The organism is Thermococcus sp. EP1 (assembly GCF_001317345.1).
Taxonomy (GTDB): Archaea; Methanobacteriota_B; Thermococci; order Thermococcales; family Thermococcaceae; genus Thermococcus_A.
On sequence record NZ_JXCG01000001.1, the window covers coordinates 233006 to 259052 of the forward strand.

At 41.5% G+C, this 26047-nt stretch carries 29 protein-coding genes; 15 read left to right on the top strand and 14 right to left on the bottom strand.

What is annotated here, in order from left to right; translation table 11 throughout:
• Window positions 1–5: 5 nt before the first annotated feature.
• Together EP1X_RS01135 and twy1 are read right to left on the bottom strand one after the other, a co-directional pair.
• Window positions 6–2264 carry a prenyltransferase/squalene oxidase repeat-containing protein gene (locus EP1X_RS01135; RefSeq protein ID WP_055280909.1) on the bottom strand — a complete coding sequence of 753 codons (2259 nt, stop codon included), beginning with the start codon at window positions 2262–2264 and terminating at the stop codon, window positions 6–8.
• Window positions 2265–2349: 85 nt separating this feature from the next.
• Window positions 2350–3327, bottom strand: coding sequence for a 4-demethylwyosine synthase TYW1 (twy1, locus tag EP1X_RS01140; protein ID WP_055280910.1), 978 nt, complete (start codon window positions 3325–3327; stop codon window positions 2350–2352).
• Window positions 3328–3450: 123 nt separating this feature from the next.
• On the opposite strand from twy1, the gene EP1X_RS10120 reads away from it, so the two are divergent.
• Window positions 3451–3591, top strand: coding sequence for a hypothetical protein (locus EP1X_RS10120; protein WP_172672582.1), 141 nt, complete (start codon window positions 3451–3453; stop codon window positions 3589–3591).
• Here EP1X_RS10120 and EP1X_RS01145 read toward each other — a convergent pair.
• From EP1X_RS01145 to EP1X_RS01200, 12 genes are all read right to left on the bottom strand, one after another.
• Window positions 3578–4156 (bottom strand): HemK2/MTQ2 family protein methyltransferase, encoded by a 579-nt coding sequence (locus EP1X_RS01145; RefSeq protein ID WP_055280911.1) that lies wholly within the window; start codon window positions 4154–4156, stop codon window positions 3578–3580. The genes EP1X_RS10120 and EP1X_RS01145 overlap by 14 nt on opposite strands.
• Window positions 4157–4191: 35 nt before the next feature.
• Entirely contained in the window at window positions 4192–4359 is a 168-nt protein-coding gene (locus EP1X_RS01150; RefSeq protein ID WP_055280912.1) for a 30S ribosomal protein S27ae, read from the bottom strand.
• Between the two features lie 5 nt (window positions 4360–4364).
• Window positions 4365–4661 carry a 30S ribosomal protein S24e gene (locus EP1X_RS01155; RefSeq protein WP_055280913.1) on the bottom strand — a complete coding sequence of 99 codons (297 nt, stop codon included), beginning with the start codon at window positions 4659–4661 and terminating at the stop codon, window positions 4365–4367.
• Window positions 4651–5193, bottom strand: coding sequence for a GTP-dependent dephospho-CoA kinase (locus EP1X_RS01160; RefSeq protein WP_055280914.1), 543 nt, complete (start codon window positions 5191–5193; stop codon window positions 4651–4653). Before EP1X_RS01160 ends, EP1X_RS01155 begins: the two co-directional genes overlap by 11 nt.
• Before the next feature lies 1 nt (window position 5194).
• Window positions 5195–5380, bottom strand: a complete 186-nt coding sequence (gene spt4 / locus EP1X_RS01165) for a transcription elongation factor subunit Spt4 (protein ID WP_055280915.1) — start codon at window positions 5378–5380, stop codon at window positions 5195–5197.
• A gap of 2 nt (window positions 5381–5382) precedes the next feature.
• Window positions 5383–5946, bottom strand: coding sequence for a DNA-directed RNA polymerase (locus EP1X_RS01170; protein ID WP_055280916.1), 564 nt, complete (start codon window positions 5944–5946; stop codon window positions 5383–5385).
• 34 nt (window positions 5947–5980) lie between these two features.
• Window positions 5981–6511: an inorganic diphosphatase gene (locus tag EP1X_RS01175; protein WP_055280917.1), complete on the bottom strand. Its 531-nt coding sequence runs from the start codon at window positions 6509–6511 to the stop codon at window positions 5981–5983.
• Window positions 6512–6617: 106 nt separating this feature from the next.
• Window positions 6618–7448, bottom strand: a complete 831-nt coding sequence (locus EP1X_RS01180) for an HAD-IIA family hydrolase (RefSeq protein WP_055280918.1) — start codon at window positions 7446–7448, stop codon at window positions 6618–6620.
• A 40-nt stretch (window positions 7449–7488) separates the two neighbouring features.
• Window positions 7489–8085, bottom strand: coding sequence for a TasA family protein (locus EP1X_RS01185; RefSeq protein ID WP_055280919.1), 597 nt, complete (start codon window positions 8083–8085; stop codon window positions 7489–7491).
• Between the two features lie 124 nt (window positions 8086–8209).
• Complete coding sequence (locus tag EP1X_RS01190; RefSeq protein ID WP_055280920.1) at window positions 8210–9196, bottom strand: DUF1616 domain-containing protein; 987 nt, start codon at window positions 9194–9196, stop codon at window positions 8210–8212.
• Window positions 9197–9318: 122 nt separating this feature from the next.
• Window positions 9319–9561, bottom strand: a complete 243-nt coding sequence (locus EP1X_RS01195; protein ID WP_055280921.1) for a hypothetical protein — start codon at window positions 9559–9561, stop codon at window positions 9319–9321.
• Window positions 9552–10310: a hypothetical protein gene (locus tag EP1X_RS01200; RefSeq protein WP_055280922.1), complete on the bottom strand. Its 759-nt coding sequence runs from the start codon at window positions 10308–10310 to the stop codon at window positions 9552–9554. Before EP1X_RS01200 ends, EP1X_RS01195 begins: the two co-directional genes overlap by 10 nt.
• Before the next feature lie 70 nt (window positions 10311–10380).
• On the opposite strand from EP1X_RS01200, the gene EP1X_RS01205 reads away from it, so the two are divergent.
• The 14 genes from EP1X_RS01205 to EP1X_RS01270 all read left to right on the top strand — a co-directional run bounded on the left by EP1X_RS01205 (window position 10381) and on the right by EP1X_RS01270 (window position 26045).
• Entirely contained in the window at window positions 10381–12417 is a 2037-nt protein-coding gene (locus EP1X_RS01205; RefSeq protein ID WP_055280923.1) for a hypothetical protein, read from the top strand.
• Window positions 12414–13424 carry a DUF4350 domain-containing protein gene (locus tag EP1X_RS01210; protein WP_055280924.1) on the top strand — a complete coding sequence of 337 codons (1011 nt, stop codon included), beginning with the start codon at window positions 12414–12416 and terminating at the stop codon, window positions 13422–13424. The genes EP1X_RS01205 and EP1X_RS01210 overlap by 4 nt, the downstream gene beginning before the upstream one ends.
• Window position 13425: 1 nt before the next feature.
• On the top strand, window positions 13426–14355 hold the full coding sequence (locus EP1X_RS01215; RefSeq protein ID WP_055280925.1) for a MoxR family ATPase: 930 nt from the start codon (window positions 13426–13428) through the stop codon (window positions 14353–14355).
• Window positions 14352–15638, top strand: a complete 1287-nt coding sequence (locus EP1X_RS01220) for a DUF58 domain-containing protein (protein WP_055280926.1) — start codon at window positions 14352–14354, stop codon at window positions 15636–15638. The genes EP1X_RS01215 and EP1X_RS01220 overlap by 4 nt, the downstream gene beginning before the upstream one ends.
• Window positions 15635–16126 (top strand): hypothetical protein, encoded by a 492-nt coding sequence (locus tag EP1X_RS01225; RefSeq protein ID WP_055280927.1) that lies wholly within the window; start codon window positions 15635–15637, stop codon window positions 16124–16126. Before EP1X_RS01220 ends, EP1X_RS01225 begins: the two co-directional genes overlap by 4 nt.
• A gap of 377 nt (window positions 16127–16503) precedes the next feature.
• On the top strand, window positions 16504–17382 hold the full coding sequence (locus EP1X_RS01230) for a glycosyltransferase family 2 protein (RefSeq protein WP_055280928.1): 879 nt from the start codon (window positions 16504–16506) through the stop codon (window positions 17380–17382).
• A gap of 9 nt (window positions 17383–17391) precedes the next feature.
• The gene (locus EP1X_RS01235) at window positions 17392–18567 is read left to right on the top strand and encodes an ATP-grasp domain-containing protein (protein ID WP_156300689.1); all 1176 of its coding nucleotides are present in this window, start codon (window positions 17392–17394) and stop codon (window positions 18565–18567) included.
• 2 nt (window positions 18568–18569) lie between these two features.
• Window positions 18570–19409 (top strand): polysaccharide deacetylase family protein, encoded by an 840-nt coding sequence (locus EP1X_RS01240; RefSeq protein WP_055280930.1) that lies wholly within the window; start codon window positions 18570–18572, stop codon window positions 19407–19409.
• Complete coding sequence (locus EP1X_RS01245) at window positions 19399–20031, top strand: PHP domain-containing protein (RefSeq protein WP_055280931.1); 633 nt, start codon at window positions 19399–19401, stop codon at window positions 20029–20031. Before EP1X_RS01240 ends, EP1X_RS01245 begins: the two co-directional genes overlap by 11 nt.
• On the top strand, window positions 20031–21416 hold the full coding sequence (locus EP1X_RS01250; RefSeq protein WP_055280933.1) for a sulfatase: 1386 nt from the start codon (window positions 20031–20033) through the stop codon (window positions 21414–21416). The genes EP1X_RS01245 and EP1X_RS01250 overlap by 1 nt, the downstream gene beginning before the upstream one ends.
• A gap of 73 nt (window positions 21417–21489) precedes the next feature.
• On the top strand, window positions 21490–22746 hold the full coding sequence (locus EP1X_RS01255; RefSeq protein ID WP_055280935.1) for a nucleotide sugar dehydrogenase: 1257 nt from the start codon (window positions 21490–21492) through the stop codon (window positions 22744–22746).
• Complete coding sequence (locus EP1X_RS01260) at window positions 22727–23749, top strand: DUF354 domain-containing protein (RefSeq protein ID WP_055280937.1); 1023 nt, start codon at window positions 22727–22729, stop codon at window positions 23747–23749. The genes EP1X_RS01255 and EP1X_RS01260 overlap by 20 nt, the downstream gene beginning before the upstream one ends.
• A 12-nt stretch (window positions 23750–23761) precedes the next feature.
• On the top strand, window positions 23762–24985 hold the full coding sequence (locus EP1X_RS01265; protein ID WP_055280939.1) for a hypothetical protein: 1224 nt from the start codon (window positions 23762–23764) through the stop codon (window positions 24983–24985).
• Window positions 24957–26045, top strand: coding sequence for a glycosyltransferase family 4 protein (locus tag EP1X_RS01270; protein ID WP_055280941.1), 1089 nt, complete (start codon window positions 24957–24959; stop codon window positions 26043–26045). Before EP1X_RS01265 ends, EP1X_RS01270 begins: the two co-directional genes overlap by 29 nt.
• Window positions 26046–26047 lie beyond the last annotated feature (2 nt).

Here is a 26047-nt window from a genome sequence, read left to right on the forward strand (position 1 = left end):
TAATTTCACCCCACAAGCTCAATGTTCAATTCATCAAACTCCACTACCCCGTTATGGTTCTTGTCCTCATGGGTTATTACACAGGCGGCTCCATTGAGGTACTTGATTATCGTGGAACTGAAGAACGTGCTCACAATATCCTCTGCACCTTTGGATGAGAGTACAAACAGTAGATATCCCTCGCTGGTTTTTCCTGGAATTAAAATTACCGTGTCATTTATTGGATAGCTCTTATCATCAAGGTAGACATACATATCATCGCTCTTTACCTTGATGTACGGGTTGTATTGGAGTATATTAAATGTGCTGAAGTCTGAGACTACGATGTAGTTGGAATCTCCAAATCCTTCAAAGGGCTTAATCTCAAAGCTCTTTTCAAATACTTCACTAAGGGCTTCTCCAAGTGAAACTGCAGTGGAATTATAATCAGAAGTGTAAAGGATCGTAAAGTTCTTCTCGGGAATTTGCTTGAGGACTTGATATAGACTGAGAGGCTTAATTACTACCTCTCCCATTTCAGAGAAAAAGAGTACTGCAAGGGCGGATTCTGTTAAGGTTGTTCCCCATAAACCATCACTGCGGTGGTCCAAAAGCCAGTTAAATGTCTCAGCACGGTAGTCTATGCCAAAGTCATATAGGACTTTAGTGGCTCGTATTGTGAGTTCAACTGATGGGGCTCCTAAATACATCAGGATATCTCTAATATAAATCTCCTTAACAACAGGCCACCCATCATCTTCGATTTTCTGCTCCATGAGCCATGTTAAGTGCCTTTCAACCTCTTCTTTAGTGACCAGTGGGGTGAGAGCCTCAAGAACTTCTAAAGTTGTGGGAACTGTGGGCATGATATAACGGACCCTAAATGGAACGGCAATCTGTATGCGAAGGCCCCATCCATCTGTTGGTAGTGAGAGAAGCCACTCTTTTGCTTTTACTATGTCCTCATCACTTGGGTCAACTCCCAATGCTAGGAGAGCCTTTATAGCAAGGGCCGTGTCGTAGGGTTGTGGCCCAAGTATCGTCTTCCACTTTCCATCCTCACTCAAACTCTTTATAAAGGAGATATGGGTTTGTTTCTCGGTTTCATTAAGCATGTTAAACTCTAGAAGCGTGAGGAGGTTGTAAATGTAAGCGGAGTTTAATCGTCCTTCTTTAGAAACTTTTTCCATATTCTTAGGGAGTCTGCTTTCAACCCATTCTAGGCCTTTCTCAATGACTTCATCTTTAAAGTAGCACCTCTTCAATGCCTTTAAAACGTAATAAGTGGTTCTATCATCAGAGCTATAGCCCGCTCTGTATCCCCATCCTCCATCTGGATTTTGGACTTTTTCAAGGGCAGAACAAGAGTCTTCTATTGAAATGATGCCCCCTACTCCCCCGAGAGCATTGGCCGTCGCAAAACTCATGACTGCAAAGGCTGAAGCTGTGAATACCTCTCTGTTTGTCCACTCCTCTGGAACGTTAGCCCAATAAACCAAGGTTTCATTGCTCTCTGCTAGGTCTTCTAACCTGCTGAGGAGTTTGGCAACTTCAAAAGTCAATCCTTCATGAGTGGTGAGCACATAGGTAAGCAGGGCTCTCTCATCTATGGTAATAGCGTCAGAGTTTACGAGCTCCCATGCTTTTTCAATGAGGGATTCGGGTATTTGATAACCAACACTCTTATAGGCAAGGATCTTTAGTCCAACGGCCTTTGCTTCACTTATTTCCATGCTCTCGGCCGATTCCAAGTATGCTATTGCTCCCTCTACATATCTGCTCTTTTCCGTATATCCATTCTCACCCAACGCCCAAACTGCCATAAGGGTTGGATAGAACTCTGGCAGTGTGTTTGGTATGTACCCCCATCCATTCATGGTGTAGGACTTTACTAGAAAACTCAGCCCTTTCCTAAGGGCACTTGAGATATCATAATAGGACTCTCCAGTAGAAGCATAAAAGTCTGCTGCCCGTTTTAACGCTATAACTGCATAAGAAGTGTCCACAACATTACTCACACTTCCCTCGTAATATCCCCATCCTCCATCCTCATTTTGTCTCTTCAATAGCTCATCCACAAAACTCGCGATATTTTCTTTGGTAAGATTCTCAGCAATAGAATAGCTTGAGAGTAAGGCCATTAAGGATAAGCTTATCTCTTGAGTACCATCCATGTAATCCTCGCCCTCAATTAGAAACCTCGTGGAAGCGTCTAAAATGGGGAGTGCTCCAGCATAAGGAATCACTATTAGCAGGATTAAAATTAGCGAAAATATTCTTTTCATTCCCGGCACCTCTAAACTAAGTTTTTTACTAATTTACCTAATTAAATGTTACGCAGTCAAAACAAATAAAGGTTGCGGAAAAGAGTTAATGTTTTATAACCCGATCCGCCTTGCTCACGTCGTCTCTCATTATTAGAACAACCCTGCTAGGAGGATACTCGTCCTCTATGTGGTACCCAGGGAGGTGTTTCACGAGCTCCTCAGCAAATGCCTTTATGTCCTCATGACTTGGCATGTTGTTTATAGTTAGCCTGTTTCTGGAAAAGCCCACAAACATGTAAGCCTTGGCCTCAACGAACATTGGTCTTGCCTTCATTATAAGCTTTGCATAGCCTTCTGGGTTGTGCATGTTCTCGCCCTTAACCAGAGTAAGTCGTATAACGGTTCTCACAGGCAGATCCCTCATAAGTTCAAGTGTTCTATTTATTCTGTCCCAACCATCTGGGATCATGGGTACGTTTACTTTTTGGTATGTTTCTTCATCAGGGGCCGTCAGAGAAACATAGAGCTGCTTCGGGAGTTTGTTTTCTTCGAGCATCTTCTCCAGAACTTCTGGCTCAGTACCGTTGCTCACTATAAACGTTGTGAATCCTCTCTTGTGGAACTCTTCAACGAGGTCCCCTATCATTGGATATAACGTTGGCTCGCCTGAGAGACTTATGGCAGCATGCCTTGGCTCCATGGCTTCTTCAAGCTTTTTGACGTTTATTTGATCTTTTACCCCCCAGTAACCACTTAAGAGTTTTCTTTGAGCCTTTATGCTCTCTTCCACAATAAATGCAGGATCATCCAATGGTTCTGGCATCTCTACTCCTAAAAATCCCTCCATGGGGCGCCAACAGAAGATACAATTGTGCGTACACCAAGCTGTAACTGGAGTCATTTGCAAGCATCTATGGGATTCTATCCCATAGAACTTCTGTTTGTAGCAAACACGATTATGTTTTATACTCTCCTTTAACCAATGACAGAGTTTAACTGAGCTGTGATGACCAACAAGAGCGTAATGCTGTTTTTTAAACAAATTTACAATCTCCTCAGGCATGTTTGGTTTTACATCCATTAGTCTCACCTAATCTGGGTGCGGGATAGAGTTTAAAAATTTTTGCAATAGGGTATCGAATATTTTCTCGTCGAAAAATATTTCGGCGAAAGACTTAAATACCATTACGTTTACCGCACTTTCATGCAGAAGTTAAAACCAACACTCATAATCAAAACACGTAAGAGGATTTTTGAAAAAGAGTTTTTCGAAGAAGATACTCATATAGAGTCAAAACCAAAAGTGAGATTTATTCAAGAAATCCCAAGAATTAGGCTCGCTTAGCGCTTATCACAACAATTTCTTCGAAAAAATATCTCTCCTTAGCTGTTATTTCTGTGGTAAATCCTTTAGATTCCAGTTTTCTTAAGGTCTCTTCTATACCTGTTATTGAGGACTGGACTATCTGAACCACACCTTTTTCGTGGAGATAATTATCAAATTGTTCCAAAAAAGAGTCTAAAACCTCTCTTCCAGTTTTTCCACCAACAAGAGCCAGGTCTATTGGTTCTTCTGGTTCTCCCGGAAGGTAGGGAGCATTGAATGTGATTATATCGAATTTTCCAGCCACATTCTCAAAAAGATTGCTTAATTTAAACTGAACGTTTGTTATGCCATTTATTTTTGCATTTTCCTTCGCCAGTTCAACTGCAATTGGGTTAACATCAACTCCAAGGACAAACCTTGCTTTTCTTGCCATTAGAAGGGCTATTATTCCAGTACCCGTGCCAACATCCAAGGCAATGTCCCCTTCTTTAACTTTGAGGTTCCTTGCTAGGAGAAACGTATCTTCAGCGGGCTCATAAACCTGTGGATGGAGCTTTATCTTAAGGCCTTGATAATACAGCATGGACACACCAGAAGGTTAATTAAAAAAGAAAAGCTTCATCTCTTCCACTCAGTGTAACCGCATCTACCACATGTCCATCTGTCTTTGTGGTTTGCCATGAAAACTCCTGGGCCGCATCTTGGGCAGAACCTGTTCTTCCTTGAGACCTTGCCATCCTTAACTTCGTAGAACTTCCACTTTTGGGATGTCTTCTTACCAGCCATTTACATCACTCCTCCTGCTCCTGTATCATTCCCTCTCTTCTCAATACGTATTCAGGCTCTATATAGAGCATTCTCTCCTTGCTCTCATAAGCCTTAGCGTACCCCTTGCTAACGTGGCTACCGAAGTAGCTCCTTATGTATTGGATAACTGTTGTTTCTGGATTTAGATCAAGCATTGCAACGAGTTTGCCCTTAACGTCTGCCCTTGAGGGGGTGGGTTCTCCCTCGTGAATAACTTCAAAGTATATCTCCTTTCTTCCTAAGAGTTTGTTCTCTTTAGTCTCGATAACCCTAATCTCCATCGTAAACCACCTCCATCTTTCTAAGCAACTGAGCGCACCTGCGCTTACATTCAGGTGTGACCTTTATAAGTACTATCCCTTTCTCAGGTTGACCATATATCACCAAAGCTCCCTCAGGAGCGTATATCACGGCCGGGATGGCGGCCAAATCCTCCTCGCCATTCACCTTCAGGTAAACTCTTTTCCCTCTCTTAACAAGTTCAAAGGACTTTTTGACAGCATTTAATAAAGCTTTCGTTATTGTTCCAGGTGGGTTTTTTGTTGTTAACACAACCGCACCAAGCTCAATGTCGGGTTCATACTCCTTTCTCTTAGTCTTGTGGTCATATATTGCTAGAGAGGGTTTTATACCAACTCTGAGGACGTTTTCCGTGACGACATCTCCCACTGTAACTAAAAAGGGAGCATTCTTAAATTCCTCGGAGGCTTTCAGATAAGGTTGGGGCATTTCGCCCTCTACCAGCTTACCTAAGGGATTCTTAAGATCTTCCCTAAGTTCCTCTGTAAGTTTGTAGTAAAAGTTTCGGGACATGCTACCTGACCCTTATGGCGTATTTCCCCGGAACCTTCACACCAAGTGCCTGGCCTATTCTAGAGTTCTCTGGATCAAGGATTATAACGAGGTCAAACCACTCATCGCTTAAATCCCTGCTCCCGCAGACGGGACATCGATCTTCATTGGTGATGTAATGGCAGTGCCTGCAGGCCTTCTCAGTCATTTTCACTCACCACTTTCAGCTTTTCTCTTCTCCTTCTCTATCCAATCAAACTTACCCAGGCCGGGCTGTCTCATAGTAAGTCCAATCTTGTTCTCTCTAATTATCTTGCTCTTCTCACTTATGGCAATTATTCTCGCCCTAACAGCATCGCCAAGCTTTAATAAGTGGCCCTTCTCCTTTCCAACAAACTGGGCGTTTTTCTCGTCAAAGACAACATAATCGTCCATAAGCTGAGAAATGTGCACAAGCCCGTCCATAGGGCCGATTCTTATGAATGCACCGTAAGGCACAACATCAATTACCTCGCCTTCAACAACCTCATGCATCTCAGGCTTCCAAACAAGAACATCAAACACTGCCTCGTGATATGTTGCACCGTCTCCATGAATAATAAGGCCCTCACTAACTTCATGAACGTCCAAAATTGCTAGGATAACTCCCTCATCCTTATCATACATTCCCTCATAAGCCTCTCTCAAAACTACCTTTGCAGCCTCTTTGGGATCCATTGTGAACATTCTCGGGGGAATTCTCACGACGTCTTTAACTCTAAGGAGTTTGTACATTCTCTTACCTCCAAAATTTTAAAGAAAGAGAGATTCACTTCTTAAACTTCTCCTTGTAAAGTTCTATTGCTCTAAGGATTTCCTGCTTTGCCTTTTCTGCGTCTTCCCATCCTTCTACAATTATCTCTTTTCCTTGAAGCTCCTTGTATCTCCTGAAGAAGTGGGCAATCTCATCAAGGAAGGCCTTTGGCACATCGCTTAGGTCTTTCCAGTCGTTGAAGTATGGGTCCTCAACGGGAACTGCAAGGATCTTGTAATCCCTATCACCACTGTCAATCATTTTAAAGAGGCCTATTGGTCTCGCTTCAATGAGTACTCCAGGATAAGTGGGTTCTCTCATGATAACCATGATATCAAATGGATCATCGTCATCGTACCATGTCTGTGGAATTACACCATAGTCAACCGGATAATAGAATGGACTGTAAAGGACTCTATCAAGCTTTATAAGGCCGCTTTTCTTATCCAGCTCATACTTGTTTCTACTTCCCTTTGGAATCTCTATTAGGGCGTAAACAACTTCCGGTACTTCTGGTCCGGGCTCCAAATCATGGAATGGATTCATTTCAATCACCTCTTTGATTTTCAAAAGACGTAGTTATAAATCTAACCCAAAAGTTGACTTCTGCATTTAGCTTTAAAGGTTGGTTTTTAAAGTTGTCGCCTGACACCTAAATCCTTGAAGACCTTGCCTTTTGAGATGGATCAAAACTATGTTGGATATTCATGTACTCCAAAAGCTCCTTGATACTTGGCAACACTATATCTGGCTTAACCTCACTCTTTTCTATGTCCTCAAGCGTGTTTACACCGGTTAAGACCATTATTGCCTTTGCTCCAATTTTCTTTGCAAAGGCTATATCGGTGTCAAGCCTATCCCCAACCACCCATATTTCCTCGGCTTTGAGCTTTTCTTTCACTACTTCAAAAACAGGTTCATAGGGTTTTCCTATTATCAGGGGTTCTTTCTCGGTGGAGACTTTTAATGCGGCAATTATTGACCCTGCCCCAGGGAGAATGCCTTCCTCACTCGGGTAGGTAGTGTCGGGGTTGGTGCCTATGAACTTTGCCCCATTTCTTATCGCTAGACAGCCATATTTTAACTTTTCATACGTTAACTTTGGATCAAGGCCCACAACAACGTATTTTACATCTCTCCATTTTTCCCTCACTTCTTCGAGGGTTATTATGGGCCATTCAATAGATTTGATTTCCTCTCTGAGGCCATCACCACCAATTACAAAAACGTTGCCCTTTTTAAAGTGCTTCTTCAAATACTGGGCCGTTGCATAGCCGGAGGTTATTATTCTCTCTTCTTCAACCTCAATCCCCATTTCCCTGAGCTTTTCCCTATACATTCTGGCGTTTCTTGTGGAGTTGTTGGTGAGAAAGACGAAAGGAATTTTATTGGATTTTAAAAACTCGATAACCTCTTTAACACCATCAACAGCCTCTTTCCCCCTGTAAATAACACCATCCATATCAAAGATTATTCCAATCATCATGAGCACCAGAGAAGAAAAGGAAAGGAGGTTTAAAAACTCACTGTTCAGCATAAATTTGCATTGAGATTAGGCAGAGATCTTTTTGGATCTCATTGCCCGCTTCGGGGTTCACTAAGAAAAACATCGTAACTTTAAGGATTTCTGAAGGTGCAAAGGGTGCAGTCAAGATTGAGATCGACTGGTTGTTTAGCTCATATAGGCTCTTTCCAGAGTAATCACTTAGAGTATAGGTTTGGTTGTTATGTGTTATCACAATCCATTCCAATATGAGGTTTTGGCTAAGTTCTCCAACTTCGGTTGTGTTATCCACCAAGGCCTCGGCCCCAGTAAGCTCACCGCTTTCCAAGTCTTGGACATGAGGAATTATAAGAATCTTCGAGATGTTGAAGTCCCCGCTGTTTTTTATGTAGAACTCAGCTTTTATCTCGTCCCCTGGTTTAAGATCGTTGAATTCAAAGAGCTTTAAATCATTGTAAAAAGTGCTTCCTGTTTTGCTGATTCTAACATCAAACTCCCCAGTTGCAATTTCATTGTTCTCCGAGATGCTTATATCGCTAAAGAGTGCACCGCCTATTTTAAAGCCTGCTGCTCCCAATAACAGGCCCACGAGCATGAAGGCAATTTCTCTCCTCATAATGATCACCGATGGATTTTTACAATTTCGAGAAGTAATACATCCATTAAAAGTATTTCTGGTTTATTATCATCACAGGGATATCAAGGTTAGAATAGAAAAAGTTAGATTAGAGCAAGAAAATTCAGCTCTTCCTAACCCGAATATTGAGCTTCAAGCCCATTATTTTGCCCTCTATTGCATCCAGGATTCTCTGAGTGGCGTTTGTTTGAGCATAATCGCCTTTTATTGGCTCAGGTAGTGGAGGTCTTTCGTCCTTGAAGAGCAAAAACCACAGCTGCCACTTTCCGGGCCTGTTTATGGTGAAGGTGTAGTTAGTCTCCCATTGGGGTGTCCAGTTGCCTTCAATATCAACGGGCTTATGGGGTAAAGTTACGTTGAAGTAATCCATGAGGTACATCTTGTGAATATAAGTCTCGTTCGTGTTGAAATCGTAGGTTAGATTCACCAGCCATACCTCAACGTGATAGGTAACGTTCCTATACTCGTGGTTTGCTATGCCCAGAATAACCCTGGCTTTTTCTCCCACAAAGAGATCAGTTGGATAATCGGCGGCTTTTCCTCCTGGGCCCAAAATGTAAAATTCCGTGAACTTTTCTCCTGGCTTGGGATGGGTTATAACGTAGGCCAAAGTTGCTATGGAGGAGATTATTGCGATGATCAAGATTACCGTTAAAGCTTTGTCCAGTTTGCTTGATTGCTCCCACTCCAGTTCTTCTTTAAGTTTTTCAATGCTTATCCTTGGAATCCATGGATCAACGGCATTGGCCCTTCTATAAACTGCCGCAATGGCAAAGATGAGGTTGAAAACCGTTAGGCTTACAAGGATTGGAATTAATCTTATTCCCCAGGGAGTGTAGTTCAGACCAAGGCCAATTAGAGGGACTATCGCTATGCTCAGACCAAAGCTCAAGGCCAATCTTTCAAGGTTGTCGAGTTCCTTTTTCTCAGGGAAAAGGGCCGTTATGAAAACATAACCTGGAAAGAAGAGCACAAAGGCCAAACCAAGGGCTTTCCTGAGTAAACTATCCGGATAGAAAGCAATGAGGAAGTCAAGAAGGAGTGAAAGTGCGATGATTGTTATCAGATCCCAGTAATCCTTGGGTTTCATTTAATCACCAAGGGATTAAGGGTATACTAACTTAAAATTCTTTTGCAACGTGCTTATTACCTCTTGAAAGTCTCGTCCTTTAGGGCGGGGAGGAGGTCAGCCAACGTAGAGTTTTATAAACCCTACCCGCTCAAAACCTCATAGACCTTCTTCATCACTATTATAGCGAAGATAACCAGCAAAAGCTCCACAAGAGGTTTTAAGCTTTCTTTTTGCTCTTTACTTAAGAAGAGGCTTCCAACCTCCAGAGCAATGAGGAGGCCTATTAGAGTTAAGGTGAGGAATACATCTACAGTTTTTGTTGCCAAGGCCGCTATGAGGATCCATGATGAGAGAAAGAGGAGCATGTAATCCTCTACATCCATTCCCTAACTCCCCCAAGCTTTTTGGCCTTTATCTCAACTCCGTACTCCTTTATTGCGAAGCTCTCACTCTCTACAACCTCACCCGTGCCCTTTGCAAGGGCCAGGAGAATTGAAGAACATACGGGACAGGCCACCTGATTACAGCTCTCTATGCTCGCCCTGCATATCTCCATGTTTGTTGGCTTTACAACAACCCTAAATTCTCCCTCATTTTCATCTATATGGACTCCTCTGGCAAGATCAAAGGTCCTCAAAACAGAAGATGCAACACTCTCAACGGCTGAAGGGCCGCTACCATCAAGAGAGCTTTCAAAGTACTCCTCAAACTTCCCTACGAGATCAACTCCCGTTGGCCTTATCAAAAGCCCCATCTGCCTTTCATTGGCCACATTGGTCAAGAAAACGGTCTCCTCATCCATCCTTCCAAGGTCAAGATCAAAATCCTCATGTAGGGGGATGAAAGTTCCTCCCTCCGGCATGTTTTCATATGGAGGGATGTATAGCGCATTACCTTCAAGGCCCAGGTCGCTCACCATATCCTGAAGCATCTCAACATAGGGGAATATTAGGTTATCAAGGGCTTCCCTTTTAACGTACTCCCTTGATTTGAACGTTAAAACTATAAAGCCCAGAAATAGCCCAGCAAAGCCCAAATTAATCTGACTCTGATTAGAATTTATTGCCCCATAGATCAACAGAAAAGTTCCAATGCCCGCTAGAGAAGCGCTTGCTATCTTCTCTGCCCTCATAATTTTACCCCCATCAATTTAAAACCATTAACTTTAAAATGTTTATCATTGTCTTTTGAATTTGAGGAAAATGAGGAGAGGTATGGCTTTAATCATTCTCACACTCTTGGTCTTCAGCAGCTTTGGATTAGCCATGGAAAGGCATTTTGAATATGAAAAGGCCTATGAGAACGATAAGGGGATTTACATCTATTTTAGAATTATCCTCCTCTACTCGGAGATGGCCCTTGACAAGATAATTGGCGAGGATAACGAGAGTCTTTACTATGCGAGCAACGTTGAAACAAAGCTGAACATAACAAGGGATGAGATAGAGTTCTATAAGTCCTTTGGAATAGAGGCGAAGGTTGAGGATTACCTACCTCCTTTTCTGGAGCTTGGTAAGGGTGTGAAGGAGATAGCCCTTGGCCAAAAGCTCTTCCTGGATAACATCGAGATCGTCAAAGAGATGAGGGATTACTATGCTTACGTTAATGCAAGCCTAGGACTGGAGATGATGGGGGAGGGAATCTCAAGTGCCGAGAAGGCCCTTGATGTGATTGAGACCTTTGAGTTCGTTGATGAAGACAACAGCACCTTAACACTCGATACATCATCCCTTAGAGAGAAGCTGGAGAAGATTAAGAGGATGTACTTTGGCTATGAGAAAGTTTTGAGTGCCTATAAAGTCCTGCTCCCCGAGGAGCTTCAGAAGCTTATCGAAGAGAAAAAAGAAGAGCTACCAAGCAACATAGACCAAGAACAGTTGGAAGAGATAATCACAAAGTTGAGGAAGGGCGAAGGACTTACCGAGAATGAGCAGCAGCTCCTCAACGAAGTCATGGAGGTTATTTTCAAAAACGGCACCATAATCTTAGTCCCCGAGTCACTAACCCTCTATGCCTCAAACCTCAACCCCTTCGTCTATGAGAATATCACCTTTTACGGCTATGCCCCAGACTTTGATACCGTCTACCTTCACATTAAAAACCAGACGATCGCTTTGGGGGTTAAGAACAACCGATTTTCTTACGTGTATTCCTTCGACACGGTTGGTAAGTATGAGGTCTTTGCAACCGGGGTAAAGAACGGAAGTGTTGAAAAGTCCAATACTCTCATTTTGAACGTTTTAAAGATCCCTACAAGAATAGTTCTCTCTTCTGAGGGGAGTGCATACATCAACGAGAGTATGAGGGTGAGCGGTGCCCTGCTGGACTATTACGGAAGGGGCTTGGATGGGGAAGAGATTTTTGTAGAGTTCAACGGTGAGAGGTTTAAGATTTCAACCCTCAGCGATGGGAGCTTTTCCCTCAATGTTACAAGTGATGAGAGCGGGAAAAAGCTGTTAAACGTTACCTATCTCGGTAACGAGATTTATGCAGGGAGTTCTGCTTCTTTAGGCCTTGTGTTCCTGAAGTATCCAGTGAAGATCACCATAAAGACCGAGAAAAATAAATTCAAGATCGGAGAAGAGGTCAAGATAAGCGGAACCGTAAGCGGGGTTAGAAGGGAGATTCCCGTGATAATTTACGTCGATGATGAGCCTTATACGGAGCTCTATGCAATAAGGGACTTCAAGGTGAAGGTAACCTTTAATGAAACTGGAGAGCACAGAATCTATGCCCGCTTCCCCGGGAATGATTACTACGAAGCGGCAAACTCAAATATGATAACGCTCAAAATCGTGGAATTTTCTCTCTTTGAAATTCTCTTAATCCTCCTCATTGCTGGTCTGCTTTTCGGCATAGGGTTCCTCGGTTACAAGATTTACAGAAAGGGCAGAGAGGGAGTTACCGACGAAGAGTTCCTAACCCTATTAAAGGCAATGGAAGAGGCCGAAAAGATGGAAGAAGCAGAGAGGGAAAGGAAACTCAAGTCCCTCAGGCAAATGTATAGGGAGATTTACTACAAGCTTATCAAGCACTACAACCTAAAGCCCAGCTTGACACCGAGGGAGCTGGTAAATAGGTTAAGGAAGGAAAACTTTGCTTATCACTTAGAAAAAGCCACTGGTCTTTACGAGAAGCACTTTTATGGGAAGAAAGTCCTCAGAAGGGGTGACGTTCTGGATTATCTAAGACATATAGCTGGCTTCATAGTGTCTTTCATAGTGAGGGAGGAGTTATGAGAAGGGCCATCTACACTATCCTCATGGCATTCGGTATCTTTCTCCTCGTGATGCCCTTAACCATACCCGTATTCTACACCAGTGCAGATTTCAGCGTTTTCAATACAAAGTGGAACGGAGCCTCAAACTTTGGAAGGCTCCTCTATGAGGAAACAAATATCATGCCCGTGATAACCTCCTATAACTCCTTTGGTCTTGGCGAGAGGGAAGGCGTTCTCCTGATCCTCGGACCCGACCTGAGCTATTCCTCCCTTGAGATTGATGAGATCAAGAAGTTTCTGGAGAACGGGGGGACCCTTGTTCTAATAGACGACTTTGGAACCGGGAACGATATTTTGACGGGCCTAAACCTAACGGCCAGATTTACCGGCCTCATCCCCATTGATGTCTTCTACTCAAAGAACTACAACTTCCCAGAGCTCGTGAGGATCTTGGACCCACAGCTGAGTGTCGGAGTTGATAAGCTGACACTCAACGTCCCCTCCGTAATAGTGGGTGCTGAAGGGTCAATATATACGAGCAAAGTGGCCGTTATAGGGAACAACCAGAGGCAGCTCCCAATAATGAGTGAGCTGGAGTATGGAAACGGGAGGATAATCCTGTTCTCAGATCCGAGTGTTTTCATAAACGATATGTTCGAGAAGAACGAGCCGTTCATAAGAAACTTTGTAAGGTATATAAAAGCAGATGTGATTTACATCGATGAGGCCCATCACACGAGCTTCAATCCCTACGCCGTCGGAACAGTGGTTATCAAGAGAAGTCTGGATAAAATGAAGGCCTTTTACGTGATTTTGGGAGTGGCAGTTTTAGCCATACTCATTGAGAGCGGCCTAGCCTTAGAGGGAATAAGCAGGGTTGTAAATGCCCTGCTAGGCAAAATCTTTAAGGAAGAAGAAAAAAGTTTGGATGATGTGATAGAGGAGTTAAAGAAAGAGGGTTATGATGAGAAGGTCCTCAGGAAGATAATAAGGGAAATACAAACTGGTAAAAAGCTGGGTGATTAAAATGAATGGTAAAGAATTCCTTGAAAAGCTTAAAGCTGAAATTCACAATGCTGTTGTTGGAAAAGACGAGGTTATAGAGCTTCTGGCCGTTGCTCTGCTAGCTGAGGGACACGTGATTTTGGAGGGTGTACCCGGAGTTGCGAAAACAACCATAGCGAAGAGCTTTGCACATGCTATTGGTTTAGAATTTTCCAGAATCCAGCTTACACCTGATTTATTGCCCGCCGATATAATTGGAACCGTTTACTACGATCAAAAGATGGCACAGTTTAAGATAAAGAAAGGGCCCATCTTCGCCAACGTTGTTTTAGCGGATGAGATTAACAGGGCTCAGCCCAAGACTCAATCCGCCCTTCTTGAGGCAATGCAGGAAGGCCAGGTGACTATAGAGGGAAGAACCCTCTACCTCCCAAGGCCCTTCCTCGTGATAGCAACCAAAAACCCGTTGGAGTTTGAGGGAGTTTACACTTTACCAGAGGCCCAAATTGATAGATTCATGATGGAGATAAAGGTGGGGTATCCCGATAAAGAGGAAGAGCTTAGGATGCTACTGAGAAAGGATCGGGGAGACTTTAGAGAAGTAAGACAGATATTCACACCAACTCAGATCCTAACTTTAATAGCTCAAGTTAGGAGGGTTAAAACAAGTGAAGAGGTTCTGCAATATCTGTACGAAATAATCGCCAAAACTAGGAGAGATGACAGACTTCTGGTCGGGGCATCTCCAAGAGCTGCCGAGCATCTCCTCTATGCCTCAAAGGCCTTGGCCTTTCTTAGAGGGCGGGACTATGTGATACCCGATGACATAAAGGAGATGGCCCTCAGCGTTTTGACGCACAGGCTTTTGGTTAGGGCAGACTATGAACTGGAGGGTGTTAAGAGCGAAGACGTCGTAAGGGAGATTCTCGATGAAGTAGAGGTGCCAGTATGAAAAGAGAGGACTTGCTGTGGACGCTTTCAGGTGTTAGCTTCGCCCATGGATATTTGGCCTCAAACGTTTTTAGTGCCCTGTTTGGTTTAGGCCTAGCCGTGTATACGTTAAAAACCAAGAAAGAGTTCAATCCAGAGGTAAAAGTTGATGTGGAGTTTCCCACAACGGTTGAGGAAATGAAAAAATCCAAGGTTATTTTAAAAGTGAAAAACCTTGGAAGTGACGTGAAGGTTAGAGTTAAGAGTGGTTTTGTCCCAAATGTAAGGATTGCCGATGGTGAAACCCACATCCTCAAATCAGGGGAAGAAAGGTTTATCGATCTCCTCCTCATCCCCGAGAAGAAAGGGGAGTATGAGGTCCCCCTCAAGATGGAGATCTATGATTTGAAAGAGCTCTACTTTGAGGAGCTGGATATAGGCAAGTACAAGCTCGATGTGATGCCATCCGTTGAGTCAATAAGGGAAGCGGCCAAAGAGGATTACAACATAAAGCTAAGTGAGGTCTACAAGAGGAGTATTTTTCTGGGCCTGGAGACGCTGGAGCTCGAAGGCTTAAGAGAATATTTACCGGGAGATGACCTGAGAAGGATAGACTGGAAAGCAACATCCCGTCTCGGAGAGCTCATAGTGAGGGAGTTCATAAAGGAATGGGAGGGAGACGTGTACCTCGTTCTCGACTCAACGAGGGAAATGCGAAAAGGACTGAGGAGGGCAAAGATAGACTACGCATCAACTCTGGTTCTGCATTTAGCAACGGTGCTCTTGAAGAAGAACTACAGAGTGGGCCTTATCATCTACAGCGATAGGGGCGTTAAGATCGTTAAACCATCAAAGGGAAGGGAGCACCTGAATAAAATTAGGGCCGCGGTGAAGTTTAAGCCTGAAAAAGGTCTGATAAGCCTGAAGAGCAGTGTGGTTTTGAAGTTCAGCGAGAAGGGAAGGAAATTCATGGAGAAGATCTTCCCAAGAAAGAGAAGTGGACTTGGTGAAGCTCTGCTTAACATCAAAGAGCCCTCATATCTGATTATTATCAGCGATTTAATGGGCCACACCTCACTGCTTTACCGCCTAATGCTCATGCTCAAGAAGAAGCACAAAGCCGTGATATTATCTCCGAATCCAATACTCTTCTATGCCGAGGAGATAAATGAGGAAATGTTGAAGTTTCTCTATGAGAAGTATCTGGAGAGGGAGAAGACGGTTAGGAAGTTCAACGCGGTTGCTCCAACCATTGATTTAGGCCCGAGTGATTATTTGAGGGAGATCGTGAGGGAGCTGAAATGATCTGGGGGATACTAGCGATAATTGCAGGGTTGGTATTGAGGAGCAAAGCTGTCGTTTTGATACCTTTAGTGTATTTACTCGCAAGGAAGAACAAGGATTTGGGCCTTATCGCTTACTTCTTCTATGGGGTTGCTTTAATTGGTGACGTTTTTGTTAAGGATATTCTATCTTTTGAGGCCTTGAAGGCCCTTCTGCTTGGGGCCTTTCCTGCGTTGATGGTCTTCAGGGAGATTTTAATTGGGAGTGAGTTCAGGGAAAGTTATAAACTGGACAGGTCAAGGTTGGAGATCTTTCTGGATATTAGGGTGTTTTTATTTGTGTTGATTATCATAAGTTTGATGGCCTTTGTGAAGATTAAATATGAATATCTTTATACTACCGAAAACCAAGTGACTGCAGTAGCTGGGCTTGCACTACTGTTCTTACTGGTGAGCCTGAGGGAGGATGTTAAGAAAGTTGGTATGTTTGAAAGGAAAAAGTTGAGCTAAAAGATTCCTGTGTTTCGAACCATTGCTTTTGTCCAATAATATTTTATGTTATACGTTTTTATAAGAAGGATTTTTGGTAGTTAGTAACCTTTGTCCAATACCTATGTCCAGAAAATGAGATATTTGTGTAATACTATGTCTTTAGTGATGTAACAATTTCTCAATGAATACTAATGTAGATTGAACATTTTGAATATCTTTAATTCTAGTTCTTAGTCAGAACCGAACGTTTGTTTGAAGAAAATTTAAAAAGAATAAATGAATAAAAATCTTTTCGATATGTAAGTCAATAGTAGTATTTTAACTATATAGTTGGAAAAATTATCCAATTTGTGTAATAAATCCAAAAAATTGCAAAAAATGCACCGGTGATCTCGATGAAGAATAACACCCTTATAATACTGCCCGCCTACAATGAGGAACTAACCATCGGGTCCGTTGTTGCTTTAGCTAAGAAGTTTGGTGATGTTCTGGTTGTTGATGATGGTTCCTTTGATAGAACATCACAAATCGCTCGGGAATCTGGGGCCATTGTCCTAAGGCATGAGGTCAACAAAGGAAAAGGATGCGCATTGAAAACGGGTTTTAAATATGCTTTAAGCAAGGGGTATGATATCGTTGTTTGTTTGGATTCCGATGGCCAGCATAACCCCGATGAGATTCCCCTTCTCTTGGACCCGATAGTTAAAGGAGAGGCCGACTTGGTTATTGGTTCGAGATATTTAAATGAGAGCAAAAAGGAGATTCCAATTTATAGGAGACTAGGTCTATGGGTACTAAACACAATGACAAGAATGGCTGCAAGTGTTGAAGTTGACTCCCAGAGCGGTTTTAGGGCCATGAACAGAAAAGCCTTGGAAAGCTTAGATTTAAGCAGCGATGGTTATGCTATAGAAACAGACATGATTGTCCAGGCAAGCGAGAGAGGGATTAGGCTCATGGAAGTTCCAATTACCGTTAGATATGATGTGCCGAACAAGCACAAGAAGAATCCACTAACTCATGGGTTTGGTGTTCTATCGGATATAGTAAGCTTGATAGGATATAAGAGGCCTTTACTGTTGTTTAGTATCTTGGGCATGATGTCTTTTAGCATTGCAGGAATTCTATTTTTCTGGGCACTAAAACCTTATTATACAGAGGGGAGAGTTTACCTAACTCAGATCATAGGGGCAGGAATTTTCACGATAATTGGAATTCAACTGTTTGTCGCTGGGCTGACGTTGAATGTGTTGGCAAAGATGGTGAGGGAGTGATTGAAAAATATGTCCAGTAAAATTCTAATAACTGATGCTCAAATGAGAAGTTCTCTAGCCGTTATCAGATCACTTGGTAAAAAGGGATTAAAAATAACCGCTGGCGAAGAAACTAGATTCGCAACTGGGTTTTTTTCTAAGTATGTCAAAGAAAGAGTCGTGTACTCCTCCCCTAGAAAAAATCCAAAGGGCTTTATCAAATTTCTCAAGACTATCCTGTCAAAAGATGAGTATGAGATGTTAATCCCAGTTGCTGATGCCACTCTTCTACAAATTATAAAACACAAGGAGGAATTAGAAAAATATACAACTATTCCTTATCCCGACTATGAGAAATTCATAAAAGCTTATGACAAGGGGAAAGTTGTTAAACTAGCTCAAAAACTTAGGATACCAGTACCAGATACACATTTTGTCCAGGATTCTGAGGAGCTCAACACATTAGCTAGGGAAATAATATATCCTGTAATCCTAAAAGCTAGATTCAGCTTTGGATCAAGGGGAGTTAGGATAGCAAACTCTAGGAAAGAATTATTCGAGAAGTATAAAGAACTTAGTGAAAAATTTGGCAACTTAATCTTATTGCAGGAGTACATTCCTAAAGGAGATGAGATAGGAGTATACACTTTGTTTGATCTTACTCATAAACCTGTGGCAGTAACTGTTCAACGAAGAATTAGATCATATCCCGTTTCAGGCGGACCAAGCACCTTAAGGGAAACAATAAAAGGAGAGCTTGCAGAGAAGGCCAGTAAAATTGCATTTACATTGCTTAGGGAACTAAAATGGTATGGAATAGCTATGGTGGAGTTTAGAGTTGACCCACGAGATAATACACCAAAGATTATGGAAGTGAATCCAAGATTCTGGGGATCCTTACAACTGTCTATATTGGCTGGTGTTGATTTCCCATATTTGCTGTATAAGTTGTTTACTGATAAAAAAGTGGAGCCTGTATTGGATTACAAAGAAGGAGTTCAGTGTCGGTGGCTGTTGCCGGGAGATATATTATGGTTTTTAAGTTCACCTAATAAGTTAAAAAACCTGAAAGAATTTTTAAAATTTAACACCAACTATGACATACTCTCTTTAGAGGATCCAGGACCTACTTTTGGGTTTATCTTAGCGACTCTAAGATTCCTTTTTGACAAAGATATGTGGGAGTTTGTAATTAGGAGGTTGTGACCATGAGATATAACGCATTAACAATAGATGTAGAACATTGGTGGTGTAATGAATTCCTTAAAAGATATTTACCTGAAAAAAGAGAAGATCAGCTAATTGATTCTGTAAGGTTTATCTTAGATATTCTCGATAAGTATAACGTTAGAGCAACTTTCTTTGTCTTGGGATCCGCCGCTGAAGAGCATCCGGAAGTCTTGGAAATGATTTATGAAAATGGGCATGAAATCGGATCTCATGCTTATTCTCATGAACCATTGTACAAATTAACTAGAGAGCAGTTTGAGAAGGAAATAAAGCAGTCAATTAAGATAATTCATAAAACAACGGGAGAAAAATCGTTGGGATTTAGAGCCCCTCATTTTTCTATAAACAACAGGACAAAGTGGGCTTTTGAGATATTAGAGAAATATGGGTTCAAATATGACTCAAGCATCTTTCCAATAAAAACAAATCTGTATGGGGTTCCCAACGCACCTTTAACACCTTATCACCCATCAAAAGAAGATGTCTCCAAGCATGATCCAGAGAGGAGAATAATAGAATTTCCGTTAAGTGTGATTAGATTGGCTGGGATAAATATCCCAATTTCTGGGGGGTTTTATTTGAGGACCTTTCCCTTGAGATTTATGAAATGGGCACTTAAGAAGGTGAGCAAAGAGAGGCCAGCTGTTATTTATATTCATCCTTGGGAAATTTATCCATACACCCCAAGATTAAAAGCCTCTCCTCTAGCAAGATTTGAAGCTTATCACGGAACTGGTCTTCCTACTCTGAGAAAGTTCAAAGCGTTATTGAAAGAGTTTAAATTCAAGCCAATGGGTGATATAGTTGATGAGCTTTGACCTTCATGTGCATTCAAAATATTCAAAAGACTCAATAAATGACCCAAAGTGGATAATAAAAATTGCAAAGAAAAAAGGGCTTAGTGGAGTTGCCATTACAGACCATAACACTCTCAAAGGTAGTTTAATAGCTAAAAAAATTAATAAAGATCCAGATTTTGAAATTATCTTTGGTGAAGAGATAAAAACAGATATCGGGGATATAATCGCGCTGTGGATAACCAAGGAAATAAAAAGCAGAAATTGGGAGGAAGTTATTGATGAAATACATTCTCAAGGGGGAATTGCAGTGTTGCCCCATCCATATAGGGGGCATAAATTAATTGAAAAAGTTGCAAAACGAGTTGATGTAATTGAAGTCTTAAATGCGAGAACACCCAAGCAACTAAATAGAAAAGCATATGAGTTGGCAGTAAAACTCCACAAGGGATTCTCAGCGGGAAGTGATGCTCACGTGCCTTTTGAAATTGGAAGAGGGAAAATTTTTGTAAATTCAGATTTGAGAAAAGCTCTGGTCAAAGGAAATGTAAAACCAGATGGAAAAGAGTTCCCGTATTTACTAGTGCATGGAATTAGTTTCATTGCTGAAAAGATTCGAATAACATTTGGGAGGGAGTATTAATGAAGAATCTTGTCCTTATTACAGTTGATTGTCTGAGATATGATGCATTGAGTCCAGAAACTGCCCCAAATATAATGCAACTTGCAGAGAAGGGTTTGTTTTTTGAAAGGGCATATAGTTTGGGATGTTGGACTGCTCCTTCTCTGGTAGGTTTATTAACGTCTTCGTATCCTTTAATGTATAATGGAGAGCTAGTAATAAAATATCCCCGAGTTAGCATTGCCCAAATTTTACATAAAAATGGGTATTCTACAGCCGGATTTACCTTCCACCCTTACTTAAGCAAGCAATTTGGTTATCATAAGGGTTTTGATGCCTATTTTGATGATATTGATGAGATAAGTAATGAACATGCTATCATAAACAGAAGCAGATGGGAACAACTTGCTATCATTGCAACTAAAATGAAGAAAGCTAGGTTGTTACGGCCTATTTATTCCCATCTTGCAAATAGGATTTACCTGCATTCGCTTAAACACAAGTTAAGTGAAGACTTCAAATTTTATGTGTCTGGGTCTCAGATAAACGAGCTTGTGATTGATTGGATAAAATCCCATAAGGAACCATTTTTTGTCTGGATACACTATCTCGATACTCATTTCCCCTATATTCCAGAAGAAGACTGGGACAAAAGGGAGATTATTGAACTTAACATTGAGAGAGAAAGATGGTTTAGATTAAATAAACCAGTAAATCCTGAAAAACTGGAGAGATTAAAACAACTGTATCTTACCAAGGTTTCAGATGCTGACAGGTATATAGGTAACTTAATAAGAGAATTCAAAAAAATGGGTCTATACAAAGATACAGTTTTTGTAATAACTGCAGACCATGGTGAGGAGTTCTATGAACATGGTGGATTTCATCATGACTTAAAGCTCTATGAAGAACTTATACATGTTCCTTTGATAATTTTCGGTGATAGAATTCGCTCACGTAAAATAAAAAGAGTTGTTAGCCATATCGATTTAGCTCCAACTTTACTTGACTTTCTTGACATTAAAAAACCTCTTGAGTGGATAGGAGCAAACATGTTGCTCAAGAAAGATAGTGTAGCCATCATCGAAGAGGGTCAGAAAGAGAGAGGCGATGCACGGCAAGGGAGTATTTTCAAGTTAAATCTAAATGCTAAAAAAATAGCAATAGTAAAAGGTGATTGGAAATATATTTATAGTAAAACTCAGGAAGAGGAGTTATATAACCTTAGAGAAGATCCTAGAGAGCAGAAAAATCTAATAACATCCAAGAACAGAGAATATAGACACGTTCTGGAAAATATGAGGAAAGTACTAAGATACCACTTGGAAATGATATCTACAAGACAAGAAAGAATATTAACAAAGAGAATTCTCAAACAGATGATAATGAAAAATGGTGGTGACTAAATGAAAAAGACGATTATTACAAAAATATTATTGTGGGAGAAGAAAAACTAATGGTAGAGGCAGGTGAGATTCTATGAAAATCTCAGTACTTGGTCTTGGATACATAGGGCTTCCAACAGCCCTACTCTTTGCATCTACAGGACACAAAGTTGTTGGTGTCGACATAGACAAAAGAAAAGTGGATCTTCTGAACCGGGAAAAACTTCCTTTCCAAGAGCCAGGACTTGAAGAGCTTTTTGAAAAAGCTAGAGCTAACTTCACGGCAACAACAGAAGTTCCTGAGGCTGATGTATTCATAATAGCTGTTCCAACACCCCTCAAAGTGGAAACAAAATCTGCGGATTTGACATATGTCAAATCAGCTTCAGAGATGGTATGGCCACGCCTCAGGAAGGGGGATCTTGTTGTCCTCGAATCAACTGTGCCTCCTAGAACAACAGAAAACCTGCTAATTCCAATACTTGAAAAGGGCGGTTTAAAGGCAGGAGAGGACTTCTATGTCGCCCACTGTCCCGAGAGAGCAATCCCCGGAAAGACAATATACGAGATGATTCACAACGATAGAATCATCGGTGGTATAAATAGAAAATCGGCCGAGTTGACCAAAGAGCTTTATTCCTCCTTCGTTAAGGGTAATATATACCTCACTGATGCCACAACCGCAGAATTCGTCAAGCTGATAGAAAACACCTACAGAGACGTTAACATAGCTCTCGCCAACGAGCTCGCCCAGATTGCCGAGGAATATGGCATAAACATCTGGGAGGCAATAGAACTCGCCAATAAGCACCCAAGAGTCAACCTCCACAAGCCTGGATCGGGCGTTGGAGGGCACTGCATAGCGATCGATCCCTGGTTTGTTATTCAAGGAAGCTCTAATGGGAAGCTAATAGCAACATCAAGATACATCAACGATACTATGCCAAACTATGTGCTGAGAAAAGTCAAAGAACTTGTTGAACACATAAAGTTCCCAACGGTTACTGTCCTAGGTGTTGCATACAAGGGAAATGTCGACGATGCCCGCGAGACTCCTAGTCTAAGGTTCATCAAGCTAGCCGAAAATGAAGGCTTCAACGTCAAAGTTTATGATCCCTACGTGAGGGAGTTTGACTACCCATTGCTTGATCTCGAAGAAGCTATAAAAGACAGCGACTGCATAGTGGTGATAACAGATCATGACATCTTTAAGTTCCTCGATCCTAAGAAAATAGGAAAGTTAATGCGGCATAGGTACGTCTTTGACAGTAGGAACATCCTCGATCATGGGAGGTGGAGGAAAGCAGGGTTCAAAGTGAAGGTGCTTGGAGATGGGAAGGAGAATGTATGATCTCTGGGCAGATATCGGAAATACTCCACAGATCCATGTGATCAGGGCTATAGTGAAAGAACTTAGAGAGTACTCCATCTATATAACTGGGTTCAACAGGGGTGAGGTTGTCCAACTACTGGAAATTTATGGGCTTAGGGGGAAGGTCTTTGGGTCAGATAAATACGACTCTCTCCTCAAGCCCTACCCTTTTGTAAAGAGATCAGTAAAACTAATGTTCAGAGCGCCACGAGCGAAGATGCTCTTGAGCTTTGAAAATGCCATGCCAATTCCGGCAGGAAAACTTAAGGGAATGAAGATTTTCCTGATTTTGGACAATGACTTGAAGGTTATCCTAAGAACTCCTATTTTTCAAAGAGCAACTTCATGGCTAAAACGGTTTGCAAACTTTATCCTAGTGCCCAAAGTTGCTGAAGAGAATTTTAAGAGATATTTCAAGGAGGTAATCCCATATCAAGGTTATAAAGAGCATATATACATCGCAGATTTTGAACCGGATCCAAGCTTTATTAAAATGATACCTGTAGAGGAGTATGTTGTTTTAAGACCCGAGTCCTTGACGTCCCTTTATGTGCTCCACAACAAATCACTCGTCCCTGAAATATTGAGACTCTTAAAAAGGGAAGGTGTGGATGTAGTGTACCTGCCAAGGAACAAGAAAGAGAAAAAACTCGCCGAAGGATTCAAAAATGTTTATATTCCTCCAAAGGCTCTTGATGGACTTAATTTGATATATCACTCGAAAGCGACTCTTACTGGCTCCGGAACAATGGCTAGAGAGGCAGCAGTCATGGGTGTTCCTGCGGTTTCCTTCTTCCCCCGAGAAAGGTTGCTTGCTGTTGATAAGGACTTGGTTGAGAGAGGAAAAATGTTACATTCGCGGGAACCGGAAGAAATCGTTGAGTATGTGATAGAGAACTGGAACAGAAAGAGAAAGGGAGACTTTAAGACTGCCAAGCGGACAAAAAAACAAATTATTGAGTACATAAAAAATAATATATAGGGAGGTAGTATAATGAGCAATGATATACTTTGGCGATCAGTAAATTCACTTTATTTATGGGTTCAGAAGGAGAAACATCAAGGATGGGATCCGTACGATGGCCTTAGTGGAGAGGTTACCCAGAAAGTGGCAAATAAAAAATGGCTAAGCATCCTTATATTGCAACTAAACCTGTATTCTCCTGTTAACCTCCGCCCCATGTTTAGGATCAAAAAGGGATGCGCAAATAAAGCGCGTGCTCTCTTTTCAAGAGCGTATCTTAACCTTTACTCACTAACAGGAGATAAAAACTTCAAAATTGAAGCAAAGACTATACTTAAGAAATTAGAAACTCAAAACCTAAGCAAAAATAAGGATGAGTTCTGTTGTGCAAGTTACTATTTCCCATACATTGCTCCTAAGCACTACTTGGGACCCTCTCTTCCAGACATAATATGTGTAACTGAGTCAGCGAAAAGCTTTATTCAGGGTTATGCGATACTAAAAAAGAAAAAATACTTACTTCTGGCCAATAAAGCTGTTAAATTTCTTCTGAATAAGCTTGTTGGAAGTTTCGAGGAAGAGGTCTACTTCAAATACACTCCCCTTGAGAGGGGTAAAATAGTCTTCAATGTTTCCGCCTTGGCTCTTGAAACAATTTCAGCTCTACTGAGATATTCGGGAAATGAATCATTACTCGAAATCGGACAAGACGTAGTGAAACTTTTGATTAAACACCAGAGAGTAGACGGTGCGTGGCCATATTCCATCCATACTAACTCAAGAATGTATTACTGGCAAATTGATTACCACCAAGGATTCATAATTGATGGCCTACTCGAGTTTTTCCCATATATTACTCACGGAAAGTTGAGAGATCAAACCAAGTATGCCATACACAAAGCTATAACGTTTTACATGAAAAAGCAGTTCACTTTAGAGGGAGCCTCTTACTACCGCTATCCAATCAAATATCCCATAGATATCCACAATCAAGCACAAGGCATAATAACCTTTTCCAGACTGTACTCTAGAACGGGGGACAAAAAATATTTAAAATTTGCACAAAAAATAGCCCAATGGACGATTAAGAACATGCAAAGCCAGGAGGGATACTTTTACACGCATAAATGGCCAGGGTTTGTAAACAAGACCCCTCACATGAGATGGGGGCAAGCATGGATGATATTGGCGTTAAGCACCTTATTATCCATGGGAGGAACTCAAAATGAAAGTCATTATGATTGGCCCAATTGAAACGGCTGGAGGCGTCTCAATTCACACTAAAGAGCTCACGAGGGCCTTAAAGCAACTTAGTATTGACGTGGAAATGTATAACATAAGCTCCGAGAAGGAATACCCGACATTAGTTTCCAACTTTATCAAGCTCTATAGGAGGACATTGGGACTCTCATTGAAACTTATAAAAAACAGAAAAAAATCCAACATTGTTCATATACAAGCTTCTGGACCAGTGGGGGGATTTTTACCGGCTATATTTGGAGCAATATTGAAAAAACTTTTAGGGTTTCACATGATCGTCACTTTTCATTATTCAAACACTCCACTATTTGTGAAAAAATATAAGAAACTTGTTTCTTTTGTACTTAGAAACTCAGATATGTTCATTGTGGTGTCTAATACCCAAAAGATGTCCATAATTAATGCCATCAAAAAATACAATGACAGAATTGTCGTGATACCAAATGGGTATAATCCTTTACGACTTCATAAACTTCCAAAAAGTAAAGCACGAAAAGAGCTTGGGTTAAGCCCCAAAGATAAAATCATAGTAAATGTTGCATTGCTCTTGGAGAAGAAAGGTCACAAATATCTGATCGACGCTATGAGCCTAATTGTTAATAAGTATAATCAAAAAAATGTTAGGTGCTTTATAATTGGCAAAGGACCATTAAAAGAAGAACTCCAAAAACAAATACATGAACTTGGTCTTCAAGATCACGTCAAACTCCTCGGGTTTGTGTTGGATAAAGAACTAGCCTACTGGATGAACGCCGCCGATCTTTTCGTCCTTCCGAGTCTGAGGGAGGGCAACCCAATGGTCATGTTCGAAGCCCTAGGAGTTGGCCTTCCCTTTGTTGGGACTGCCGTTGGTGGTATTCCAGAAATAATAACCTCCGAGGAGTACGGTCTGCTCTGCGAGCCGGGCAATCCAAAGGATCTGACTGAGAAAATCTTAAGAGCCCTCAATAAAGAATGGGACCGAGAGAAAATAAGGAAGTATGCGGAACAGTTCACGTGGGAGGAGATTGCTAAGAAAACTGTTGAGATTTACACCCATCTATTAGGGGGGTAACT

Bases quoted from the DNA above. Each gene is read 5' to 3' on its own strand.
- EP1X_RS01255 (WP_055280935.1), top strand. From the start codon at position 21,490: ATGAAAATCTCAGTACTTGGTCTTGGATACATAGGGCTTCCAACAGCC.
- EP1X_RS01190 (WP_055280920.1), bottom strand. From the start codon at position 9,196: ATGAAACCCAAGGATTACTGGGATCTGATAACAATCATCGCACTTTCA.
- EP1X_RS01260 (WP_055280937.1), top strand. From the start codon at position 22,727: ATGGGAAGGAGAATGTATGATCTCTGGGCAGATATCGGAAATACTCCA.
- EP1X_RS01210 (WP_055280924.1), top strand. From the start codon at position 12,414: ATGAGAAGGGCCATCTACACTATCCTCATGGCATTCGGTATCTTTCTC.
- EP1X_RS01175 (WP_055280917.1), bottom strand. From the start codon at position 6,511: ATGAATCCATTCCATGATTTGGAGCCCGGACCAGAAGTACCGGAAGTT.
- EP1X_RS01185 (WP_055280919.1), bottom strand. From the start codon at position 8,085: ATGAGGAGAGAAATTGCCTTCATGCTCGTGGGCCTGTTATTGGGAGCA.
- EP1X_RS01205 (WP_055280923.1), top strand. From the start codon at position 10,381: ATGAGGAGAGGTATGGCTTTAATCATTCTCACACTCTTGGTCTTCAGC.
- EP1X_RS01145 (WP_055280911.1), bottom strand. From the start codon at position 4,156: ATGCTGTATTATCAAGGCCTTAAGATAAAGCTCCATCCACAGGTTTAT.
- EP1X_RS01195 (WP_055280921.1), bottom strand. From the start codon at position 9,561: ATGGATGTAGAGGATTACATGCTCCTCTTTCTCTCATCATGGATCCTC.
- EP1X_RS10120 (WP_172672582.1), top strand. From the start codon at position 3,451: ATGCAGAAGTTAAAACCAACACTCATAATCAAAACACGTAAGAGGATT.
- EP1X_RS01225 (WP_055280927.1), top strand. From the start codon at position 15,635: ATGATCTGGGGGATACTAGCGATAATTGCAGGGTTGGTATTGAGGAGC.
- EP1X_RS01235 (WP_156300689.1), top strand. From the start codon at position 17,392: ATGTCCAGTAAAATTCTAATAACTGATGCTCAAATGAGAAGTTCTCTA.
- EP1X_RS01135 (WP_055280909.1), bottom strand. From the start codon at position 2,264: ATGAAAAGAATATTTTCGCTAATTTTAATCCTGCTAATAGTGATTCCT.
- spt4 (WP_055280915.1), bottom strand. From the start codon at position 5,380: ATGACTGAGAAGGCCTGCAGGCACTGCCATTACATCACCAATGAAGAT.
- EP1X_RS01265 (WP_055280939.1), top strand. From the start codon at position 23,762: ATGAGCAATGATATACTTTGGCGATCAGTAAATTCACTTTATTTATGG.
- EP1X_RS01150 (WP_055280912.1), bottom strand. From the start codon at position 4,359: ATGGCTGGTAAGAAGACATCCCAAAAGTGGAAGTTCTACGAAGTTAAG.
- EP1X_RS01245 (WP_055280931.1), top strand. From the start codon at position 19,399: ATGAGCTTTGACCTTCATGTGCATTCAAAATATTCAAAAGACTCAATA.
- EP1X_RS01220 (WP_055280926.1), top strand. From the start codon at position 14,352: ATGAAAAGAGAGGACTTGCTGTGGACGCTTTCAGGTGTTAGCTTCGCC.
- EP1X_RS01155 (WP_055280913.1), bottom strand. From the start codon at position 4,661: ATGGAGATTAGGGTTATCGAGACTAAAGAGAACAAACTCTTAGGAAGA.
- EP1X_RS01180 (WP_055280918.1), bottom strand. From the start codon at position 7,448: ATGATTGGAATAATCTTTGATATGGATGGTGTTATTTACAGGGGGAAA.
- EP1X_RS01160 (WP_055280914.1), bottom strand. From the start codon at position 5,193: ATGTCCCGAAACTTTTACTACAAACTTACAGAGGAACTTAGGGAAGAT.
- EP1X_RS01215 (WP_055280925.1), top strand. From the start codon at position 13,426: ATGAATGGTAAAGAATTCCTTGAAAAGCTTAAAGCTGAAATTCACAAT.
- EP1X_RS01250 (WP_055280933.1), top strand. From the start codon at position 20,031: ATGAAGAATCTTGTCCTTATTACAGTTGATTGTCTGAGATATGATGCA.
- EP1X_RS01270 (WP_055280941.1), top strand. From the start codon at position 24,957: ATGAAAGTCATTATGATTGGCCCAATTGAAACGGCTGGAGGCGTCTCA.
- twy1 (WP_055280910.1), bottom strand. From the start codon at position 3,327: ATGGATGTAAAACCAAACATGCCTGAGGAGATTGTAAATTTGTTTAAA.
- EP1X_RS01240 (WP_055280930.1), top strand. From the start codon at position 18,570: ATGAGATATAACGCATTAACAATAGATGTAGAACATTGGTGGTGTAAT.
- EP1X_RS01170 (WP_055280916.1), bottom strand. From the start codon at position 5,946: ATGTACAAACTCCTTAGAGTTAAAGACGTCGTGAGAATTCCCCCGAGA.
- EP1X_RS01230 (WP_055280928.1), top strand. From the start codon at position 16,504: ATGAAGAATAACACCCTTATAATACTGCCCGCCTACAATGAGGAACTA.
- EP1X_RS01200 (WP_055280922.1), bottom strand. From the start codon at position 10,310: ATGAGGGCAGAGAAGATAGCAAGCGCTTCTCTAGCGGGCATTGGAACT.